Genomic DNA, 19,755 nt, shown 5'->3' on the forward strand with positions numbered 1-19,755 from the left:
ACTTACGCTTATATCGCTGTGAGGCGGTTTTACATACAAAAAAAAACTAACGTTCTAGTAGGAGGAATCAAATTGGCAAGTTTCAAGAAATTGAAAAGTGGCTGGAGGTATCGGTTAAAGTACACCGATCCGTTCACTCAACAACAAAAAGAGAAATCTGAGGCTGGTTTTCGAACTAAACCAGAGGCTGAACTGGCTGCTGCTGAATTTTTAAGGCAGCTCAAACAAGGGTTCGAACAATCCGACATTCCTTTGGTAGATTACATTCGTAATTGGATTGATAATTACAAAAAAGGTGTTGTAAGAAAGAACACAATCAAACTACATGATAACAATCTTAACACCCATATCAAACCTTATTTTAAGCGTCTGATGCTCCAGGATTTAAAACCAGATATGTATCAAGTCTTTTTGGACTCTCTATTTAAAAAGGGACTCAGTAAACGAACGGTCGAGATCATTAACTCAACAGTATACTCAGCCATAGAGCATGCATTGATTCAAGGGAAAATATTACGCAATCCATGTAAAGGTTCAATTATTAAAGGAGAGCACAAAAAGAAGACGATCCAATTCATTGATTCAGAGGACATTCCCAAATTTCTTCATACTTCTCGAGGAGATGGGTACATTTAATGGATTTTCTTTAAAGTGCTGATTGAAACGGGGTTACGAAAAGGTGAGGCTGCCGCTTTAAAGTGGTCGGATATCAATTTCAAAGAAAAGACGATCCGCGTGGATGAAACACTCGATTTTCAAGCTGAAGACGAGGACGAACTTTTCGGAGATACAAAAACCGAAAATTCTACCCGCACAATTAGTGTAAGTAACGGAATTATTAATGATTTAAGGTATCATGCTTCATGGCAGAATCAAAATAAGATCAATTTAGGGGAGTCAATGTACAGACACGATTTAAACCTAGTCTTGTGCAAAAACGACGGTAGTCCGATGCCTAAATCTAGTCTCTTTAATGCTTCGAAGAGGATTTTGAGAAAGGCTGGTTTGAGTGAGGAATTAACAATTCACTCCTTGAGACATACCTATGCCGTGGTCATGCTTGAAGCTGGGGCTGACATAAAATTTGTACAAGAGCAACTTGGGCATGGCAGTGTGCAAATTACATCCGATGTGTATGCTCATATTTCTAAAAAGCTAGAAAAGAGAAACATTGATAAATATGAGGAGTACACTTCCCGTATTTTTGGATCAGAGAATCAAAAACCGGGGGACGTTTGGAGGACGCAACCTCAATAGAAGTGCAATCTCCTCAAAACGTCCCCCGGCTAGATACTTCAAAACCCCGTAGTTAAAAGGTTTTTTCGATTAGTACAACGTAATATATTGATCGCGTTCCCATTGGTGGACTTGTGTACGGTACATATCCCACTCAATTTCTTTCAGCTCATAGAAGTGAGCCAAGGCGTGGTCGCCAAGAGCATCACAGATGACTTCGCTGCGGATCAATTCATTCAATGCTTCTTTCAGGTCAGCTGGCAAGCTTGGAATGCCTTCTTCCACACGCTCTTCTTCTGACATGATGTAGATGTTACGGTCAATTGGAGTTGGTAAGGAAAGCTCACGTTTGATTCCGTCCAGACCTGCTTTTAACAGAACAGACAAAGCCAGGTAAGGGTTAGCAGCCGGATCCGGGTTACGAACCTCAACACGTGTACTCAGACCACGGGAAGCTGGAATACGAATCATTGGGCTACGGTTACTAGCAGACCATGCTACATAACAAGGTGCTTCATAACCTGGTACAAGACGTTTGTACGAGTTCACAGTTGGGTTAGTAATTGCTGCAAACGCACGTGCGTGCTTCAGAGTTCCAGCCATGAAGTGACGAGCAGTTTTGCTCAGACCCAACTCGTCCGACTCATCAACAAATGCGTTCTCATTGCCTTTGAACAAGGATTGGTTACAGTGCATACCCGATCCGTTCATACCAAACAGTGGTTTCGGCATGAATGTAGCATGTAAACCATGCTGACGTGCAATCGTTTTAACAACGAGTTTGAACGTTTGGATCTGGTCAGCAGCTTTCAGAGCATCAGCATATTTGAAGTCGATCTCATGCTGACCTGGAGCTACCTCATGGTGGGAAGCTTCGATCTCAAAGCCCATTTCTTCAAGTGTGATAACGATGTCACGACGACAGTTTTCACCAAGATCCGTAGGCGCAAGGTCGAAATAACCACCTTGGTCATTCAGTTCGTTAGTCGGGTTTCCTTTTTCGTCTGTTTTGAACAAGAAGAACTCGGGTTCAGGACCAACGTTGAAGGAAGTGAATCCCATATCTTGGGCTTCCTTCAGGTTACGTTTCAAGATACCACGTGGATCTCCTGGGAACGGATTACCATCCGGAAGATATACGTCGCAAATCAGACGTGCAACACGGTTCTCTGCTACCCATGGGAAAATAAGCCAAGAATCTAGATCTGGATAGAGGTACATGTCGGATTCTTCAATACGTACATAACCTTCAATGGAAGATCCATCGAACATCATCTTGTTATCCAGAGCCTTAGTCAACTGACTCACAGGAATCTCAACGTTTTTGATAGCTCCAAGCAAATCAGTAAATTGCAATCGAATGAATCGTACGTTTTCTTCTTTCGAAATGCGGAGAATGTCTTCTTTTGTATAACTCACTATAACCTCTCCCTTTCTTATCTGCGTATTTGGCTTGCCTGTTATATTTGTACATTAGAAAGTTCCACGGGTCAAGGAGTCTCACACCAAAAGTGCATGTTTTCCCCTCACTCGCCAAGTTATGCGAATTTAGTTTTTATTAAAGAATCGGGAAAGCTCTCCCTGAATGAGAGATACTTGTCCTGGTCTCTTACCTGATACAAGCTGCTGCTTCAGCAAGCGGTGCAACTGCGTATCGGACAGCTCTCTGCGTTTAACTTCAGTATCTGGCGTGATAACTGTAGCTTCCTCGGATTCTTTTGAAACAGGATTCATCACTTGTTTGATGCCCGCGATGTTAACTCCTTTTTCAATCAAAGCCTTGATCTCTAGCAATCTCTCTACGTCATTAAAAGAGAATAACCGTTGATTACCTGACGTTCTCGCAGGAACGATCAAGCTGTGCTGCTCATAGTAACGAATCTGACGTGCAGACAGATCCGTAAGTTTCATTACAATACCAATTGGGAATAAGGCCATATTTCTGCGGATTTCATCACCCATGTTCATCAACCTTCCAGTCATCTATTCTTCACCCTATTGTACATTTAGTTATTACCAAGTGTCAATGACGTGTTAGATAAACTCACAATAATTTACGATCTTTCATAGTCTGTAACGCCATCAAAACGCCATATTTGACATGAGAGTACGTTAATCCGCCTTGCATATACCCGATATACGGCTCCCGAATAGGCGCGTCGGCTGATAATTCCAGACTTCCACCCTGAATGAACGTACCTGCCGCCATAATGACAGGGTGCTCATAACCAGGCATATCCCACGGTTCAGGAACCACATGGCTATCCACAGCTGCTGCACGCTGAATCCCCTGCACGAAGGCGATCAGATGCTCGGCAGAGCTAAACTTAACAGCCTGGATCAGATCTGTGCGAGCTTCATTCCAGGCGGGTTTGGTTACAAATCCGGATTCAGCAAACATCGCAGCAGCAAACGTACTTCCTTTGATAGCTTGTCCTACAATTGTCGGTGCCATGTAAAGTCCTTGGTAGATGCCACGTGTTGTCCCCAGCATTGCTCCAACCTCTCCCCCAATTCCAGGGGCTGTCAGACGATAAGCTGCCAGCTGTACGTATTGTTCCTTCCCACATATGTATCCACCGGTTTCCGCAATGCCTCCACCAGGATTCTTGATCAGTGATCCGGCCATCAGATCAACTCCGACTTCTGTCGGTTCACGTTCCTCCGTGAATTCACCGTAACAATTATCTACGAATACGATGACATCCTCCTTAAGCGCTTTAACACGCGTAACCATGTCAGCAATCTCAGCAACACAGAAGGATGAGCGCCAGTCATAACCACGTGAACGTTGAATCCCAATAACTTTTGTAGCCGGTGTAATGATTTTTTCAACTGCTGCCCAATCCACTCCACCTTCATCAGTTAAGGCCGTCTCACGGTAACCGATGCCAAAATCGCGTAATGAACCTGTACCATCACCGGGTTTGCCAATAACTTTATGCAATGTGTCGTAAGGCTTACCCGTGATGTACAATAATTCGTCACCTGGACGCAAAACTCCAAAGAGAGCTGTACTAATCGTATGAGTACCTGAAGCAAAATGAGGACGTACCAACGCGGCTTCCGCGCCGAAAACATCAGCATATACTTCATCAAGTACTTCACGCCCACGATCGTTATAGGCATAACCTGTTGAACCTGCAAAGTGAAAATCACTTACTTTTCGCTGTTGGAAAGCATTAATCACCTTCCATTGATTGTGATCTGTGATCCGATCAATCTGTTGAAGTTGTCCTTCAATCTGACGCTCCACTTGACGTTGAAGTTCAGATATTTCTGAATCAAAGCTTACCATCTTACTTCATTCCCCTTCATAGCACGAATCTGACGTCGAATATCCATTATCGTGTAACTTATCACATCAATATGTCATGAATATTACAATTCAATGAATTCTTCAAGCATATAACCAAATTTCTCATATTCACCTTTTTGCAATTCAACTTCATAAATCACATCATTCTCTTCAAAGCTGGTATCCACTACATCACCAATTTTATAGAGTACCGACGTAAGATCACCACGTTCTGCCGGAATACGGAAGCGCTTCGTATCACCTGTCAGCTCTGTCTGAATGAATTCACGGATTTTAAGCAGATCCTCCGAGTCTAATGCGCTTACTTTAATATGGTCTTTATCCAATGGAAGCATCTCAAGCTGCTCTGGTGTGCACGCATCTTTTTTGTTATACAGGACTAACTGCGGCTTGTCCCCTGAACCAAGTTCTTGCAGAATCGTATTAACCGTCCGCATCTGATCTTCACGCATAGCTGATGAGGCGTCCACAACATGCAGGATCAGGTCTGCTTCATTCACTTCCTCCAACGTTGCCCGGAATGCTGCAATCAGATCATGCGGTAGATTTTGAATAAATCCAACCGTGTCGGTAAGTACGATTTCTTTTCCACTTGGAAGTTCCATCGTACGTGATGTAGGATCCAATGTTGCGAATAGCTGATCTTGAATATACACATCTGCAGCCGTCAACTGCTTGAGCAAAGTTGATTTGCCAGCATTGGTATAACCAACAAGGGCCACCTGAACAATACCTGTCTTTTTACGGCGTTCACGATGCAACTTACGATGACGTGTCAATTCTTCCAGATGACGCTTCAGATCATCGATACGACCACGAATGTGACGGCGGTCTGTCTCCAGTTTGCTTTCACCTGGGCCTCTTGTTCCGATTCCGCCCCCGAGTCTGGACAGGTTCTTGCCATGACCCGACAACCGTGGCAGCAAATAGCTATGTTGAGCCAATTCCACTTGAATGATACCTTCTCTAGTATTGGCACGTTGTGCAAAGATGTCCAAAATCAGTTGGGTACGGTCAATAATTTTGAGATCGAGGGTTTCTTCCAGATTACGAACCTGTGCACCTGACAATTCCTGATCAAATATAGCTGTAGTTGCTCCCAGTTCCTCTGCAATCGCACGGAGCTCTTCCACCTTACCTTTACCAATGAACCATTTGGTATCACGTTTTTCCCTGTTCTGAGAAAGTACACTTAGCACTTCCACTCCAGCTGTCTCGGCAAGTTTCACCAGTTCTTCTAAAGAGTACTCAGGGTTGATACCTGTACGTTTTACATCATCCGTAACAAGACTCACCAAGACGGCGCGATCTTTTTTGACCATATCTGTATCATGTGTGCCATTTGTCATGTATATGTTCACTCCCTCTAATTACTAAATTAATCCGTTGATATACATTGCCACGAATATGCCATGGCATGCCTTAAGCCGAACCGGTTGGCCCGGCCGGCTGGTGTAAAAACTATATTATCGCTTACTTTCGCTCAAAGTTCAAATCCTCTGTACGGATTGTCATCAGCTCCAGTTTTCCTGGACTGCCTTCCGAGTATTGTTCCAACAATCGAACCGCTTGATGCCTGATCGAACGCTCAATGGCATTACGAACGTATCTGGCGTTACTGAACGCATGCAGCGAATCATTTTTTTCCTGAAGCAAATGCTGTTTTAGCTTGAGTATGGTCTGTGGCATTAGAATATAGTCACGCTCTTTGGCCATAATCTCAGAGATTTGAATCAACTGATCAATGCTATAGTCTGGAAACTCCACTTGAATGGGAAAGCGGGAAGGTAATCCGGGATTGGTCTGAAGAAAAAAATCAATCTCATCTGAATAACCAGCCAATATGAGAATAAACTGATTTTTGTTATCTTCCATTGATTTTACAAGCGTATCGATTGCTTCCTTGCCAAAATCCTTCTCTCCCCCGCGGGCCAAACTGTAAGCTTCATCAATGAACAATATTCCACCGAGTGCCTTCTTGACCAGATCTCTTGTTTTCTGAGCTGTGTGACCGATATATTCTCCAACCAGATCCGCACGCTCCACTTCAATAAGATGCCCTTTACTCAACACACCCATCTTCTGAAAGAGTTTGGCAACGATCCTCGCCACGGTGGTCTTACCGGTTCCCGGATTGCCTTTGAAGATCATATGATACACGTGCGCACCACTAAGTAGGCCTGCTTCAGTGCGCATCTGAGCAATCTGTAGGAAAGCATAAATCTCAAATACCAAGTCTTTGATATTTTCAAGTCCAACCAGTTGCTCCAATTCACCCTGTATCTCCTGGAAGTGCGCATGTTTGGTTATACTCTTGGCTGCCTGTACTGCCGCTGCTTCATCTTTGACCAACGTCTGAGGTTCCTGGTTACGCAACACAATATTAATTTGTCTGGATGGTCTGCCTCCTGGTTGCTCTCCTGCAGCCATGACCCGTCCGTTCATTCGCCATCACCTCTATTTTATCGGGCTGAACTCTCCTGATTATTAATGTATTCTATCAGGTGCTCCAATATTAGAAGGATCATGAAGAATTCTACGGATAAGTAGATGACTCAAATCTGAATGTTTTTTCGAAACTCTCCGTTCTCAAACAAACTCGGCCTATGCTTCAGTGATAACTGAAAGTATGGGAATACATGTGCATCAATGGCATGCAGCAGTTCCTTTGCCGTCTTGTTAGCCAAGTCATAATCACCCGTTGTAATATGTTTCCGTGACAGTGCATCTTCAAGCTCATCTTCATCCAGCAAAAATACTTCTCCATCTTTCAGTACAACGACATCCAGATACAGGTCATCAAACCAAGGAACACCCTGATCGGTTATCCCCTGACTCCGACATGTATCAATGTACCACTCTACAATCCGTTCCTGATCGTCAAACATCGCCGTAACTACAAAGTGCTCTCCCTTCGGATAGTATTGCAGCCAGGAATAACCTTTATCTGCGATACAGAAGGTACTGCCTCCATAAGTTTTCCACAGAGGTTCTTTCAAATCCTGTATGGTGTACAACGTAATATAACCTGTGAAAATTTTGGATTGAACGAACCGGCATGTGAATTGTCGGTTCGTAATCCGGCGCCAGTTCGCGCGATCCCCGAATTTCCGTTTCATACGAACCCCTCTTTGCCGACTACAGGTCCGTGACCTGCTCTGATGTTATTGGTGAACAATGTAATAACGTCCGCCTGATGGATTCCAGCGCTCTGGGCCCGCCCTTGCACAACGTATTACGAATAGTTACAGCTTACCATATTTAAGGTTTACACTCAAAATCAAGCTTTGTCACACCTATTCATCAAATCAGTTTCCATTACAGTTGGTTCTGTATAACACAAAAAAACTGCTTCACCGGTTTCCCAGGAAGCAGTTTTTTCAATGTAGCTATAATGTAGCTATTTAGTGATTCATTGGCTTAGCCGCCGGTTCCAGCTTGGGAATCTGCAGGTGCATCTGTCCCTCCAGTATCCCCACTTGTTCCGCTGTCCGGAGTTACAACTTCGCCCGGCGTTGTTACGCCCCCGTCATCGGAACCTTCACCATTTCCGCCAGGATCTGTTGTGCCCTGACCAGGTGGGGTCGTATTTCCTTCCCCAGGTTGACCGTTTCCGCCGTTATTACCACCGTTGCCATTGTTTCCGTTATTACCATTACCATTACCGTTATTGCCATTTTCATTTCCATTTCCGTTACCGTTATTACCGTTCGAGTTGCCATTATCCGGTGTACCATTGTCCGGATTCTCCGTACCTGGCTGCTCAGGATCTATCTCTGTTCCAGGGTCTATACCAGGATCAGGTTCCTCCGGCGGCACTTCCTGCGCTTCAATCATCAAGGAGATGGTGTTGGAAGGATCCGTCTCAAGTCCTGATGCCAAGTCGTAAGCTGTCACATAGTACTCATAGGTTAGACCAGGCAACGCACTTAAATCTTGTGCATTGGTCGCTCCTATTGCATCAATGAGATGAGTGAACTGGGCTTCAGATGTTTCTTTCCGATAAATTCGATATTGCGTACTCGCGTCACCCGTTCCAGTCCAACTCAGGGAGACGGTTTGTGCATTTGGATCGTATGATCCACTCAGGCCACTAACGGACAGAGCCGGCTTTTCTGGTTCTTCTACTGGCGGAGGTGCCTGCCCTCCAGCTGGTGCTTTGAATTGCTTCACTGGAACGCCTTTTAAAGCATCTCCCATGACTTTGGCAAAGAAAGCTGCCGACAGCTTACTGCTGTTCTTAAGCATATGATTGGCATCCGGATTGTCATAGCCCATCCAGACTGCGGCAGTCCATTCCGGGGTGTATCCAACAAACCATACATCACGGTTGGCACTGTTGCCAGAGATACCACTTTGAACTGTTCCTGTTTTACCCGCTACCGGACGATCCAGACGTGCTGAACGTCCCGTACCGTCATTAACGACGTTCTGCAGCATCTGTGTAAGCTGATACGCATTTTGCTCACTCATGACACGCGTTGTGTCCGAGTTATCATGTTTATAAGTGGTTTTGCCTGCGCTATCCTTGATTTCTTTAATCGCATAGGCTTGTCGGTATTCTCCGAGGTTGGCAAATGCACTATAGGCTTGCGCCATTTCCAGTGTATTTGTACCTTTACTTAGACCACCGAGGGCAATCGCCAAGTTTTTGTCTTCATCTGTCAGCTGTATGCCTACACTCTTGGCAAAATTAATGCCTGTGTTAACACCTATTTTATCAAGCAGCCAAACCGCAGGGATATTTTCCGACTTCGTAATTGCATCCGTCATACTGATCGTTGAAGAATATCCATGCAAGTTACCAGGACAGTAGTTACCAAAACATTGCTTCGCATTACTCAGCGACGAGTTGGCACTGTAATTTCCTGATTCAAGCGCAGGTGCATAAGACACAATCGGTTTAAAAGCTGAACCTGGTTGTCTTCGACTCTGCGTTACACGGCTATAACCTTTAGTCTGATAATCCCGTCCTCCCAGGAGGGCAACGAGGCTACCATTCTCATGGTTCATGATAACCATGGAGCCTTGAACCTGTTGATCGTCTTTACTTGCCTCGAACAGATTATCATCTGTGAAGGCAGTTTCCATGGCTGTTTGAGCCTGAGCATCCATAGTTGTATAGATTTTGTACCCGCCGATATTCAGATCATCTTCCGTTTTACCTGTTACTCGTTCAGCTTCACGGAGCACATAATCTATAAAACCTTGATACTTCCTGTCTTTCTCTGGTCGCTTGTAGTTATAGTTAATCTCTTTTGCTTCGTCCATCTCCGCCTTGGTAATGTAGCCTTGTTCATACATCAGCTGCAATACCACACCTCGGCGTGCTTTTGAGTCGTTTGGATTGCTCACCGGATTATAGGCAGAAGGCCCTTTCGGCATAGCTGCTAATGTAGCAATTTGCCACAACTTCAACCTCTTGAGATCAGTAACTCCAAAGTAAAATTCAGATGCCGCTTTAATCCCGTAACGCTGATGACCGAAGAAAATCCGGTTCAGATACATCGTCAGGATTTCGTCTTTTGTGTACTTGCGCTCTAATGCCATGGCAATCGATACTTCCGTTGCTTTACGGAAGAACGTTTTGTCACGGGACAAGAACATGTTCTTGGCAAGCTGTTGGGTTAGTGTACTACCACCTTCCACCATGGAACGAGCCATGACATCCTTAACCGCTGCACGCCCAATGGACCAGATATCCACGCCCTGATGATCGTAGAATCGCTTATCCTCCGTTGCAACAAAGGCTTGCTTCACAAGCTCAGGAATATCATCTTCTTTGACAGGTTCCAGCTTCTGAATGGATAGTTCCCCCATTAATTGGCCATTGCGATCATATACTTTTGAAGTTTCATTAATTGTGGTTTTGTCCTTATTGGCTTTGAGCAGATTTTCACCACTCACCATAATAAATAAATATCCGCCAAGTGCACAGAATATGGCGATTGCCATTGTGAAAAACAGTGTCCATCCAACGCGTTTACCCGTAATTTTTTTCTTTTTAGAGGTCTTTGGCTTCGCTTTTTTGGGTGACTTGTTATTGTTGTTGCGATTGTTAGACCTCGACAACGGATCGTTTGGCATGTTACCTCCTGACTCCCTTTCGGTTGCATAATTTCTAATCGTCTGTAGGCTCAGGCATATATTAAACATATTTTGCCCGGAATGAAAAGAACAACCCTTTATTCAGGTTGCTCTGTTTCAATACCTATACTTGTAGACGAAATGGTTGGTGAAAAGGTTTCGTAATTTTTTTAAGCTTCGCCGCTGTTATCTTGCTGCATCAGCGATACGCTGCGTTGCGGCGTGAACGTGGAGATGGCATGCTTGTAGACCATTTGCTGGCGTCCGTCGCTGTCAATGACGATCGTAAAATTGTCAAATGCCTTGATCGTCCCGCGGATTTGGAAGCCGTTGGTCAGATAGACCGTAGCAGGAATATTTTCTTTCCGCAGTTGGTTCAAGAACGTATCTTGGATGTTGATGGACTTGTTCATTAGCCGTACCCCCATTGGTTCATTTGAATTCGTGTTCAAGTAATATTCAATATCGCTGAGTAGCTTTCGTGCTATTATATCATGAACAGTTTCATATAATCCACAAAAACCCCTTGTCTGCTATTTTACCCCCATTCTTAGCGAGGTGAACAAATAGAAGACTTATCCATTATACACCGCTTGTCTGTTTTGCAAAAGAGGGACAAATTCTTCATTTTAAAGCACATTTATTCGTTGTTTGCCGAATACTTAATCTCTACCATCTGTTCTAGTGATAAATAAAAACCTCTATCCTTTTGATGACCAGAAGGTAGAGGTTTACATATCTTGATCTAATCGATGCCTGTCAGAAGAATACTAACAATCGCTCAAATCAATCAAATTTTTGTGTAATCAATTCACTTATCTGCTTGTATTTCCCTTCAAAATCCTGGGTATCCGTCATGTCCACCCATTCAATATCCTTCATATGGCGGAACCAGGAAAGCTGCCGTTTGGCAAATCGACGCGTATCCCTCTTCAACCACTCAACCGCAGCTTCCCAACTCACTTCCCCTTGCAGGAACGCTGCAATCTCCTTATACCCCAGCCCTTGCATGGAAATATGACCTCTGGCCACTCCGCGTTCCAACAAGGATTTCACCTCATCTACCAGACCTTGTTCGATCATCAGATCAATCCGCTCTTCTACCCGGGCGTACAACTTCTGCCGATCCATTGTCAAACCAACAATAAGAAGGTCATAAGGCGACTCTTTCTTCTGTACTGCCAGCTGATCAGACCACTTCTCGCCTGTGAGATGATGGATCTCAAGCGCACGTACAATCCGCCGTTGGTCATTCGGATGCAGACGATCCGCACTAACGGGGTCAACTTCCCTCAGTCGATCATGAAGGGCCTGAGCTCCATTTAGCTCAGCATAGCTGAATTGTTGCTCTCTGAACGCTTCATCTGAACCGCTATCCGAAAATTGGAAGCCGTAACATACCGATTCCACATACAGACCGGTGCCACCAACAATAAAAGGCATTTTACCGCGTTCATGGATTTCACTAATCAATCGTGTGCAACTCTCCTGAAACTCGGCCACAGAATACGGATATTCCGGTTCATGGATATCAATGAGATGATGGGGTACACCCTTCATTTCTTCAGAGGTAATCTTGGCAGTTCCGATATCCATTTCACGATATACCTGCATCGAATCTCCTGAGATAATCTCACAATTGAAAGCTTGGGAAAGCTCGATGCTCATTCTTGTTTTGCCTACTGCTGTTGGTCCAACCAACACAAGCAGTTTAGGTTTTGGTTTAACTTCCACTTTCAACATTAATCACTCCGTACAGGGTTTTTGCATTCGCCCGATCAAGTATTTCGAATCCGAGCCTGTCAAACTCCGCGCTGCCGCGCTTTTCTTTCATGACTACCCGTTTACGGGCAACCCGTTTTGCTTCCATAATGCTCTGTTCATCCAGCGCGTGAGCATTTGCATAATCTCGCAAGGGCTGTATAGCACTTGAATCCATCATCGGTTCACGGAACATGGGGTCAAAATATACGGTATCACAGCTTCGATCCGGCATGGAACGCAGCAACTCAAGATGATTCGCATGATGCAGCTCAATACGCCGGAAAGCTTCATTTACCGCTGGCTTGATCGTCTCATATTGAGACATCCCCTCCACTAATAGTGTATATAGCGGAAGAGAGCTCTCACATGCAATCACCCGTCCACTTTTGCCCACTGCAACCGAGAACACCAGTGCATCCGTGCCCAGTCCGGCTGTACAATCGATGATGGTATCCCCTTCATTCACCGCCCCCGCCTCCAGCAGTGGATCAGGTTCTCCTCGCAATATACGTTTGGCACGAACAAATCCCATGCTGGGGTGGAACTCCAGCAACGGTGAATCCTTCCGAAATAGACGCACTTTACCCTGGAGTACAACCAGAACCTCCTCCGCCTCATAGTGTTCAATCATCATGGGCAGAGACATTTTATTACGGCGCACGTAAGTACCCCCTGTTGTTTCAGCAAGGTTTCGGGCCCGCTCCACAAGTAAAGCCGCTTCCTTTTCACCGGTTGTAATATACATAGATTCCTCCTAAATAGCTACATAACACGTTTGAACAATTTTTCCAGATCATATGTTGAAAATGAAATCACAATCGGCCGCCCATGTGGACAAGTATAGGGCTGACGACATGAACCCAGACGCTGAATCAGTACTTCTGCTTCCTGATCCGTCAACTTTTGGTTTGCTTTGATGGACGCCTTGCAGGAGCACATAATGGATGCAGCTTCTCGCATCTTGGCTACATCTATGCTGCGTTCACTAAGAACCCATTCGGACATTTCTTCGATAATGTCTTTCTCGTCCCCTTTGGGGAACCAGAACGGATGGGAGCGCACACGGAACGTCTGTCCACCGAAATGCTCCAAATATACACCCGCCTGTTCGAACCAGGCCAGCCTTGTTTTCAGCTTTTCCGTCTCCGAAGGTGTAAATTCGAGCGTAATAGGCAGCAGTAACTCTTGTGAGGCCTGGGCAGGGTTACCAAATTTCTCGTAATAGTACTCATAATTCACGCGTTCATGAGCGGCATGCTGATCAATCAAATATAAACCTTGGTCATTTTGCGCAATCAAATACGTACCATGATGCTGTCCGATCAGACTCAGCTCCGGAAATTCAGGCATGGATGCATCTGATTTAATGGCAGCAGCAAGTTTAGTGGCATCAGGCAGACCTGAGGTTTTCCACGTCCGTTCACCTCTGGCAATCGAAGACGGATTATACGATGAACGAGCTTCCCTAACCGGTGAATATACGGAATCGGAGCGATACGTAGCTGGTTTGCCTTCAGCCAGCGGTTTCTCTGTTGCTCCACGATCCCCACCATCTTGAGAAGAGAGGTCAGATTTGGGAACAGTTTCGGTAGAACTTGTATTTGAACTTGTACTTACATCCTTAGTGCCGTCTTGCACGTTAGCGGATGTCTGCCCCCCGTCATAACTAGCAATCTTCTGCAAAATATCCCCGTTCCAACTTTCTAACTGCTCCGGGGGCTGTGTAACCTCAGGTGGAGCTTCGGGCAACGGCACTGAGTGACCCTGTTCAGATACCAACTGTGCTGTAGACACATCCGCCGGAGCATCCAAATCCAGATCATCATCTTCCGCAGTTAACTTCAGCGCTGCAACAGTAGGTTTCCCGAGTGGACCTTGTTGCCCATATCCTTCTGCATCAGATACATCTTTCAGCGGACCACGTGGAAAGAGGAATTGTTCCTGAATAAAGGAACTATCGTCTCCACGTCGAATCTGCTGTTTTTTGACCTGTGGAATCAGTACCTCCTGCCGGAGTATCCCCCGCAACGTCGTCTCTATGAATTCATACAGTTCTGGTTCCTTGCTAAAGCGAACCTCCAACTTCGCCGGATGCACGTTCACATCCACAAGAGAGGGGTGCATCTCCAACTGCACCACGACAAGTGGGAAGCGATTGATCGGCAGCAAGGTATGGTAGGCTTTGAGAATCGCCTGATTGAGACCGTAATTGCGAACAAATCTCCCATTAACAATCGTTGACATACCATTACGATTCGCTCGTGTCCATTCTGGCAGGCTGATCAGCCCGCTCACCCGGTAATCCAGACTTTCTCCCTGGATGGGAAGCATCGCTTTGGCAGCACTTGTCCCATAGATCGCTGCAACCACTTGTAGCAGATCGCCGTTGCCCAACGTCTGAAGCAGCACATTCTCATTATGGCGCAGTCGGAACGAAATGTTTGGATGAGACATCGCCATCCGGTAAAGGACATCTGATATATGTCCCAGTTCCGTCTGGATCGTTTTCATATATTTGAGTCTGGCAGGTGTATTGTAAAATAGTTCACTCACTGCAAAATCTGTACCTTGGGGTGAGGTTGCGTCTTCATGAGTGCGAAGGTTCCCGCCTTCAATTACGATGCGGCGCCCCCGCCCATCATTGTCACTTGCCGACAATACCTCTACCTTGGACACGGCGGCAATACTCGCCAAGGCTTCGCCACGGAATCCAAGACTTGTGATCTGAAACAGATCTCGGCCATGGGCTATTTTGCTGGTCGCATGACGATAAAAGGCGGTTTCCATGTCCTCTGGCTCAATACCTGTACCATTGTCTTTGACACGAATACTGAGGAGTCCGCCCTCTTCCACCGTCACTTCAATTTTGGTGGCGCCTGCATCCACCGAGTTTTCGAGCAACTCTTTGACAACTGAAGCAGGCCGTTCGACCACTTCACCCGCCGCGATCTGGTTGGCAATATGTTCATCAAGCACATGTATCTTCGCCACAGGTTTTCCCCTCCCTTATACTCAGGATAATTGCTGTGCCTTCAATTTGAGATCATTCAATATCTGCATCGCCTGAAGAGGCGTCATATTCATGACATCGATATCTTTCATCGTACGGATGAATTCTCGCGCTGGTTTATCCACCGCAACTACATCCGGTTTCGTTGCCACATTCGGCTCATCATCTCCAAAGATGGACAGTTGAACCACATCCGAATGGTTTGCGCTGGACTGTCCTTTGCTGTTTGATTTCTTGGCATGTTGCTTCCCAACCGAATCTTCAATAGAAGGTGTGTACTCTGCACTCTCCTCAATCTCGTGTTCCCGGATCAATGGTGCTGAATCCGTGTGCTGGAATTCTCCACCTTTTAATTTCAAGCCTTCTTCCTGCTTCTCGTTTCCGATATATTCACTGCCCACAGCTACTTGCGCGGCCGCATGTTCGAACCCATGCAATAGTCCATTCGCCCGCTCAATAATGCTATCAGGCAGACCTGCAAGGCGTGCACAATAGATACCATAACTGCTGCTGGCTGCCCCGGCAATCAATTTGCGCAGGAAATTAACTTTGTCACCGCTCTCTTGTACCGCCATCGAGTAGTTGGCCAGCTTATCCAGACTCTCCTCCAGATGAGCAAGTTCATGGAAATGAGTTGATACAAGAGCTTTACAGCCAATAATATCATGTACATATTCAATAACAGACTGAGCAATCGCCATACCTTCACTGGTCGACGTTCCCCGTCCCAATTCATCGATAATAATCAGACTACGTGGTGTGGCTTTGTCCGTCATGACCTGAATGTCGGCCATCTCCACCATGAATGTGCTTTGTCCTCCAATGAGATCATCCGCGGCACCGATCCGTGTGAAAATGCGATCCATGATCGGCACTTCGGCCTGACCCGCAGGTACAAAACAACCCACTTGCGCCAAAATGGAGATTAAAGCGACCTGTCGCATATACGTGCTCTTACCAGCCATATTTGGACCGGTAATCAGCAGAATACGTGCCTCTTCCTTGGTCATTGCCGTGTGATTGGCAATAAATGCGCCGTCTCGCATGACCGCCTCGACGACCGGATGGCGTCCTTCTTCCACAACCAGGTCATAACCGTCGGTCAACGTGGGCCGTACAAAGTTGCGCTCAGCACTGATCACCGCAAAAGATTGATACACATCAATTTCGGCCACCTGTTCGGCCAGCTTCTGCAATCTTGCGATCTCTTTGTTCAGCCGCTCGCGCAGCTCTGCGAACAGTCCATACTCAATATCAACCATTTTGTCCTGAGCTTCGAGAATCAACGTCTCTTTTTCCTTCAACTCCGGCGTAATATATCGTTCTGCATTGGCAAGTGTCTGTTTACGTTCATAACGTCCCTCTGGCAACGCGGACAGATTGGACTTGGTGATCTCGATATAATAACCAAACACTTTGTTATATCCAATCTTCAGCGATCGAATGCCTGTCGCCTCACGCTCTCGCGCTTCCAGCTCCGCAATCCACTGTTTCCCGTTAACTGAAGCCTCACGCAATTCATCCAGACGTTCATGGTACCCTTCACGAATCAGACCTCCGTCCCTTACCGATACCGGCGGCTCGTCCACAATGGCATGCCCGATGGCTTCACGCAGATCATTGCAATCATCCATCGTTTCGGCAATATGCTGCAATGTTGCGGAAGATGATCCTGCGCAATGTTGACGAAGTCCTGGAATTTTCTCCAGCGATGACTTGAGCGCATTCAGGTCACGACCATTGGCATTACCAAACGCGATCCGACCTACCAGACGCTCCAGATCGTAGATGTCTTTGAGTTCTGCCCGCAGGTCTTCACGCAATATAAACTGGTTGTATAGCGTATCCACAGCTTCCAGACGCTCATTGATCTTCCCTTTTTGTAACAATGGCTTATCGACCCAACGACGCAGCATTCTCGCACCCATGGACGTCTCGGTCCGATCAAGCAACCAGAGTAATGAACCTTTTTTGGAGCGTTCACGCACAGTTTCCACCAATTCCAGGTTCCGGCGGGTAAACGGGTCCAAGATCATGTAATGATCGGGCTCATACGTTGAGATTTGAGTTAACTGCCCCAGAGAACGTTTCTGTGTCTCACTCAGATAGGAGAAAAGACGTGCAATGCACGCTTGACGTTCAGGCTCTAATCTTGCCCAGACAGCCTCGCCAAACTGCTGACGGACCAGATCTTCCTTATTCTTTGTCCACGACGTGTAGACCACAGGACGACCGATTGGAGACGCCTCGGCTTCTACCGTTTCAAGCAGCGCTGCATCCCCCACCAGCTCCGATGGTTCGTAGATGCCGATTTCATCCTTGAGCCATTCCTTGGAATAGGGTACGGATGTCACATACAACTCACCCGTTGACAGATCACAGGCCGCGAGCGCCAGCGTATTTTGATTACCTGTAAGACACACCATGTAGTTGTTGGACTTGTCACCGAGTGTCTTGCCTTCCATTACCGTTCCGGGTGTAACCACACGTACAATTTCACGGCGTACCATGCCTTTGGTTACACTTGCATCTTCCATCTGTTCACATATCGCAACTTTATATCCTTTTTCAATCAGACGCTGTATGTAATTGTCAGCCGAATGATAAGGTACACCGCACATCGGAATTTTGTCATCCGTGCCTCCGTTGCGTGCGGTCAGCGTGATCTCAAGTTCACGGGAAGCATTAATCGCATCCTCGAAGAACAGTTCATAGAAGTCACCCAGTCTAAAAAATAGAAAAGCATCTTGTGCTTCGGCCTTCACTTGCAAATATTGTTGAATCATTGGCGTATACTGAGCCATGATGAATATCCTCCATCCTGTTCCTATAATGTCAGGAAGAAACGCATCCTGGAAGGACAATAAGACGGTCAGGCACTTTGTTTGCGCCTCCGCCTTATGTGTTGGCTAATCGCCACTTCCTTCAAAGGTTGCTGCTCCATATCTTCCGTAGTAGCTTATTACTCATAAAAGACTTGTTTATTATTATATCAAAAAAACGTCCGTACTTCATGAACCTGCCCGAATATTCCAGAGTTTGCGAATATCGCGGCTCTCATCCCAAGTTCTTCCCAGTTTTAATTGAAGGATTAACGGAGACGCATATCGTTCATAACGTGCATATCCATCCAACCTCTTCAGATCATCTACGAGAGCTGGAATGTGATCCTTAATCACTTCGCGCTTTCCTTCATAAAAAGCCGTATGAACCTCAGCTTTCGCCAACGGACGCTGCCGTAATTGAGTATACCCGCTCGCGATCAGACCTGCCAAGGCCACAACACCTTTCGCAACAAGGGGCGACACAAGAAAGCTGGGTAACGTACGATACTCAAACCCACCATAGGATTTCAGACGAAAATCACCAAGTGCTCCATAACGGGGTCGTCTTCCCGATCCACGGGGGTCTTGCAGAAATGCCAGTGGAAATGCCAGATAATTGTCCAGTGCACGAAGCAGTTCCCCGGTAAGATTCACCCCGCTAAAATGAATATGACCACCCAAAGGTAACCCCCGTTGTGGCATCCCTCCTGCCTGCCAGATGAGCGAGTGATCACTGATGCTGCGGGAAGCGGCTGCGAATGCCCTCATCAGATGAGCCAGCAGTTCTCGTGGTTCGGAGCTGGGAGCCGGTCGCAGTTCGGCAACCGGATATATGCGCCGTCCACCAATCGTCACGGAATCACAGCCTGCCATTCCTGTACGTTCAAGAAATCTAGAGGCGGGTACGATTTTGGATTCCGGCATCTGCACCAGAAGAAACTCCGGGTCCATGCCGAGTATTGGAATGGGTCTGTGCCTCAGTTCCTCATCCAGCAGTTCCTGATGCTGCTTCCAGCTTTCCCTATAGGTAGCAGCAAGGTTGGTCACCCCTTTCCAGGGACACGGGTCGATCGAAATCACTGCACAGCCGCCATTCCCTGAGGATTCCATTCGAACAGCTCCATGATCCAGCCCTAGCGTATACAGCGTTTTGATCGCAAGTCGTTCTATGCGCTTGAACAAGGTTGAACTCGCTTCACGCTCCAACAGAGTTTCCTGTGCCCCTCCCATGCCACTAGTATCCTTGCGTTTGATCCGGATCGCCTGCAGACAGCTTATCTCTACGTCATAGCGTACACGCAAGCCTGGTTCACGTTTGCGCCGATCGTGCAGTGACAATACTTCAATGCCTGCCTGTTTCAACCGTTCTGCACGTTCTCCAGAAGTCATCCTTTCATATCGGCGCAACGCTTCCTCCGCTTGTTCCATCACACTCATTACGTCCCCCCTCACGGATCATGCAACTAAAATAAAAATAACCCCGCAATGCGGAGCCTTCCCGTGAAAGGTATTCC

Annotated in this window: 13 protein-coding genes and 1 pseudogene; 1 reads left to right on the forward strand and 13 read right to left on the reverse strand. The window is 46.3% G+C overall.

Going from position 1 to position 19,755, the window contains the following annotated elements; translation table 11 throughout:
• The first annotated feature begins 72 nt into the window (after positions 1 to 72).
• Positions 73 to 1,257: pseudogene (locus tag NSQ20_RS19095) on the forward strand (tyrosine-type recombinase/integrase).
• A 69-nt stretch (positions 1,258 to 1,326) separates the two neighbouring features.
• Here NSQ20_RS19095 and glnA read toward each other — a convergent pair.
• The 13 genes from glnA to NSQ20_RS19160 form a co-directional block, all read right to left on the reverse strand.
• Complete coding sequence (gene glnA, locus NSQ20_RS19100; RefSeq protein ID WP_036613569.1) at positions 1,327 to 2,655, reverse strand: type I glutamate--ammonia ligase; 1,329 nt, start codon at positions 2,653 to 2,655, stop codon at positions 1,327 to 1,329.
• Positions 2,656 to 2,784: 129 nt separating this feature from the next.
• Complete coding sequence (locus tag NSQ20_RS19105) at positions 2,785 to 3,198, reverse strand: MerR family transcriptional regulator (protein ID WP_017687924.1); 414 nt, start codon at positions 3,196 to 3,198, stop codon at positions 2,785 to 2,787.
• 82 nt (positions 3,199 to 3,280) lie between these two features.
• Positions 3,281 to 4,534 (reverse strand): methionine gamma-lyase family protein, encoded by a 1,254-nt coding sequence (locus NSQ20_RS19110; protein ID WP_340030598.1) that lies wholly within the window; start codon positions 4,532 to 4,534, stop codon positions 3,281 to 3,283.
• 83 nt (positions 4,535 to 4,617) lie between these two features.
• On the reverse strand, positions 4,618 to 5,904 hold the full coding sequence (gene hflX, locus NSQ20_RS19115) for a GTPase HflX (RefSeq protein ID WP_076317601.1): 1,287 nt from the start codon (positions 5,902 to 5,904) through the stop codon (positions 4,618 to 4,620).
• 124 nt (positions 5,905 to 6,028) lie between these two features.
• On the reverse strand, positions 6,029 to 7,000 hold the full coding sequence (locus NSQ20_RS19120) for an AAA family ATPase (protein WP_340030600.1): 972 nt from the start codon (positions 6,998 to 7,000) through the stop codon (positions 6,029 to 6,031).
• A gap of 110 nt (positions 7,001 to 7,110) precedes the next feature.
• On the reverse strand, positions 7,111 to 7,674 hold the full coding sequence (locus tag NSQ20_RS19125; protein WP_036672757.1) for a DUF402 domain-containing protein: 564 nt from the start codon (positions 7,672 to 7,674) through the stop codon (positions 7,111 to 7,113).
• Positions 7,675 to 7,975: 301 nt separating this feature from the next.
• Positions 7,976 to 10,642: a PBP1A family penicillin-binding protein gene (locus NSQ20_RS19130; protein WP_340030601.1), complete on the reverse strand. Its 2,667-nt coding sequence runs from the start codon at positions 10,640 to 10,642 to the stop codon at positions 7,976 to 7,978.
• 170 nt (positions 10,643 to 10,812) lie between these two features.
• The gene (hfq, locus tag NSQ20_RS19135) at positions 10,813 to 11,055 is read right to left on the reverse strand and encodes an RNA chaperone Hfq (protein WP_017687918.1); all 243 of its coding nucleotides are present in this window, start codon (positions 11,053 to 11,055) and stop codon (positions 10,813 to 10,815) included.
• Between the two features lie 373 nt (positions 11,056 to 11,428).
• Positions 11,429 to 12,385: a tRNA (adenosine(37)-N6)-dimethylallyltransferase MiaA gene (miaA, locus tag NSQ20_RS19140; protein WP_076328515.1), complete on the reverse strand. Its 957-nt coding sequence runs from the start codon at positions 12,383 to 12,385 to the stop codon at positions 11,429 to 11,431.
• Positions 12,366 to 13,151 carry a class I SAM-dependent methyltransferase gene (locus tag NSQ20_RS19145; RefSeq protein ID WP_036672760.1) on the reverse strand — a complete coding sequence of 262 codons (786 nt, stop codon included), beginning with the start codon at positions 13,149 to 13,151 and terminating at the stop codon, positions 12,366 to 12,368. The genes miaA and NSQ20_RS19145 overlap by 20 nt, the downstream gene beginning before the upstream one ends.
• Before the next feature lie 17 nt (positions 13,152 to 13,168).
• A complete protein-coding gene (mutL, locus tag NSQ20_RS19150) occupies positions 13,169 to 15,397 on the reverse strand; it encodes a DNA mismatch repair endonuclease MutL (RefSeq protein ID WP_076328514.1) in 2,229 nt (742 codons plus the stop codon).
• Positions 15,398 to 15,418: 21 nt separating this feature from the next.
• Positions 15,419 to 18,220, reverse strand: coding sequence for a DNA mismatch repair protein MutS (mutS, locus tag NSQ20_RS19155; RefSeq protein ID WP_340030602.1), 2,802 nt, complete (start codon positions 18,218 to 18,220; stop codon positions 15,419 to 15,421).
• A 207-nt stretch (positions 18,221 to 18,427) separates the two neighbouring features.
• Positions 18,428 to 19,678 (reverse strand): hypothetical protein, encoded by a 1,251-nt coding sequence (locus tag NSQ20_RS19160; protein ID WP_340030604.1) that lies wholly within the window; start codon positions 19,676 to 19,678, stop codon positions 18,428 to 18,430.
• Positions 19,679 to 19,755 lie beyond the last annotated feature (77 nt).

The sequence above is a fragment of the Paenibacillus sp. FSL K6-1122 genome, from assembly GCF_037977015.1.
In the GTDB taxonomy this organism is placed as follows: domain Bacteria; phylum Bacillota; class Bacilli; order Paenibacillales; family Paenibacillaceae; genus Paenibacillus; species Paenibacillus amylolyticus.